3 protein-coding genes and 1 pseudogene are annotated in these 2,987 nt (G+C 71.6%); 2 read left to right on the top strand and 2 right to left on the bottom strand.

Annotated elements, in window-relative coordinates:
* A partial coding sequence (locus SACHA_RS0110575) for a TM2 domain-containing protein (protein WP_019809523.1) occupies nucleotides 1–284 on the top strand: 284 nt, incomplete at its 5' end.
* Between the two features lie 22 nt (nucleotides 285–306).
* On the opposite strand, the gene SACHA_RS0110570 is transcribed toward SACHA_RS0110575, so the two are convergent.
* Nucleotides 307–936 carry an NUDIX domain-containing protein gene (locus tag SACHA_RS0110570; RefSeq protein WP_019809521.1) on the bottom strand — a complete coding sequence of 210 codons (630 nt, stop codon included), beginning with the start codon at nucleotides 934–936 and terminating at the stop codon, nucleotides 307–309.
* Nucleotides 933–2,633 (bottom strand): CTP synthase, encoded by a 1,701-nt coding sequence (locus SACHA_RS0110565; RefSeq protein ID WP_039738646.1) that lies wholly within the window; start codon nucleotides 2,631–2,633, stop codon nucleotides 933–935. Before SACHA_RS0110565 ends, SACHA_RS0110570 begins: the two co-directional genes overlap by 4 nt.
* A 111-nt stretch (nucleotides 2,634–2,744) precedes the next feature.
* On the opposite strand from SACHA_RS0110565, the pseudogene SACHA_RS21470 reads away from it, so the two are divergent.
* Nucleotides 2,745–2,987 (top strand): annotated as a pseudogene (locus tag SACHA_RS21470) (3-phosphoshikimate 1-carboxyvinyltransferase); the annotation flags it as partial.

The following is a 2,987-nucleotide window of genomic DNA, read 5'->3' as shown; positions in this document are numbered from 1 at the left end:
AGCCGCAGGTGGCCACGCCGCCGGACGGCGCCGTCCGGCGCGCGCCCGGCGAAGGTCGGGAACCCGTGACCTCCGGGCGCTCGGCCGTCGTCGCGGGAATCCTGCAGCTCGTGGTGCCGTTCGGCGTCGGGCGGTTCTACACCGGACAGACCGGGCTCGCCGTCGCGCAACTGCTGGTCACCCTGCTCACCTTCGGTGTGGGCGCGTTGTGGCCGATGATCGACGGCATCCTGCTGCTGGTCAACGGCGGGGTCGACGGGGACGGACGTCCGCTCGGCCGGTGAGCGGACGTCGCGGGCCGGGCGGTCAGCGTCCCCGGGCGGCGAACCGCGTCGGCCGGTACCGCCAGGGCGCGTCGGTGGGCCTCGATTCGATCCCGCCCGTGTTCAGCACCGCGTGCGCGGCGAGCAGTCCGCCGACCGTGGCGCCGTTGACGATCTCTCCGTTGAGCACCATGCGCACGGCCTCGTCCAGCGGCACCCGCGTCACCACGAGGTCGGCCTCCTCGTCGCCGTGCGTCTCGCGCGTGACCGCGGTGAGGTCCCTGGCCAGAAACACCCGCAGCACCTCGTCGGTGAATCCGGGCGAGGCCGCCACGTCGACGAGGGTGTCCCAGCGCCCGGCGGACAGACCGACCTCCTCGACCAGCTCCCGGCGGGCGGTGTCCACCGGGTCCTCGCCGTCGGCGTCCAGCAGGCCCGCCGGCAGCTCCCACAACCGGTCACCCAGCGGGTGCCGGTACTGGTGGACCAGGGTCACCGACCCGTCGTCGTCCACGGCGCAGATCGCGACCGCCCCGAGGTGTTCGACCACCTCCCGGCGGGCCGCGGCCCCACCCGGCATGACGACCTCATCCACCCGCATCCCCAGGATGCGTCCGATGTGGACGTCCCGGGACGACACGACGGTGAATTCGTGGTCACCCGGCGCGCTCACCGCGCACCCACCGCGGTCTCCGGCAGCTCCACCGGAAGCCGGTCGGCGGTACGGTAGTTCACCACCGCGCGCACGAAGGCGTCGAACAGCGGGTGCGGCCTGGTCGGCCGCGACTTCAGCTCGGGATGAGCCTGGGTGCCGACGAAGAACGGGTGCCTGTCGGCGGGCAGCTCCACGAACTCGACGAGCCGCTCGTCCGGGGACACGCCGGAGAACACCAGTCCGGCGTCGGTCAGCCGCGTGCGGTAGGCGTTGTTGACCTCGTACCGGTGCCGGTGCCGTTCGGAGATCTCCCGGGTCCCGTACGCCCGGGCCACCTGCGACCCCTCGGCGAGCTTCGCCGGGTACGCGCCGAGTCGCATCGTGCCGCCCATGTCGCGCTGGCCGGCCACGACCTCCTTCTGGTCGGACATCGTGGAGATCACCGGGTTGGCGGTGTTCTCGTCGAACTCCGCGGAGTTCGCGTCCGCGATCCCGGCGAGGTCGCGCGCCGTCTCGATCACCATGCACTGCAGGCCCAGACACAGCCCCAGTACCGGGATGCCGTGAGTGCGGGCGTGGTGGATCGCCCCGACCTTGCCCTCGATCCCCCGGATGCCGAACCCGCCCGGCACCAGCACGCCGTCCACTCCGGCCAGCGCGGCGGCGGCACCCGCGGGTGTCGTGGCCTCGTCGGAGGGGACCCACACGATCTCCACCTTGGCACGGTGGGCGAACGCCCCCGCCCGCAGCGCCTCGGTGACCGACAGGTAGGCGTCCGGCAGATCGACGTACTTGCCCACCAGCGCCACGCGGACGGTCTCCGACGGATTGTGCACCCGCTTCAGCAGGTCGCCCCACACCGTCCAGTCGACGTCGCGGAACGGCATGCCGAGCCGCCGCACCACGTAGGCGTCGAGCCCCTCGGTGTGCAGCACCTTCGGGATGTCGTAGATGGACGGCGCGTCCGGGCAGGCGACGACGGCCTCGTTCTCCACGTCGCACATCAGGCCGATCTTGTTCTTCAGATCCTCCGGCAGATCCCGGTCCGCCCGGCAGACCAGCGCGTCCGGCTGGATACCGATGTTGCGCAGCGCCGCCACGGAGTGCTGCGTGGGCTTGGTCTTCAACTCGCCGGACGGTACGAGGAAGGGCACCAGGGACACGTGCAGGAAGAAGCAGTTGTCCCGGCCGACGTCGTGCCGGACCTGCCGGCACGCCTCCAGGAACGGCAGCGACTCGATGTCGCCGACCGTGCCGCCGACCTCGGTGATGACCACGTCCGGGCGCCGGCCGCTGCCGTCGTCGTCGGCCAGTCCGGTGATGCGCGACTTGATCTCGTCGGTGATGTGCGGGATGACCTGCACCGTGTCCCCGAGGTACTCGCCGCGGCGTTCTTTCGCGATGACGGACGAGTACACCTGCCCGGTCGTCACGTTGGCCGTCCCGGACAGGTCGCGGTCCAGGAAGCGTTCGTAGTGGCCGATGTCGAGGTCCGTCTCCGCGCCGTCCTCGGTGACGAACACCTCGCCGTGCTGGAACGGGTTCATCGTGCCGGGGTCGACGTTGAGGTACGGGTCGAGCTTCTGCATCGTGACCCGCAGCCCACGGGAAGTGAGCAGTTGGCCCAGGCTGGAGGCGGTGAGTCCCTTACCCAGGGAGGAGGCGACGCCTCCGGTGACAAAGACGTATTTGGTAGTCCGCGGCTGAAGTCCCACGGGCTTCCACCTTATCGCACACCGGGGCCCCCGTGCCCGAGGCCTCGCCGGGCACCACGCACCCGATGACCTGCGCACGGTCCGCGCGCCGCCGTGTGCCAGAGTGCAGGGGTGGCAGACGACACCCCTTGGTCCGCTCCGGCCGCCGCCGGGCCGCTCGACGCCACCGTCCGGGTACCCGGTTCGAAGTCGGTCACCAACCGTGCGTACGTGCTCGCGGCCCTGTCGGCGGGGCCGACCGTGGTGCGCGCCCCGCTGGACTCCCGGGACACCCGGTTGATGCTGGCCGCGCTGGCCCGGCTCGGCGCGGCCTCCGAACCGGTCGGCGACGGCGTGCGGATCCACCCCGTGACG

This window comes from Saccharomonospora halophila 8, from assembly GCF_000383775.1.
Lineage (GTDB): Bacteria > Actinomycetota > Actinomycetes > Mycobacteriales > Pseudonocardiaceae > Saccharomonospora > Saccharomonospora halophila.
This window is presented reverse-complemented; position numbering and strand designations above follow the sequence as displayed.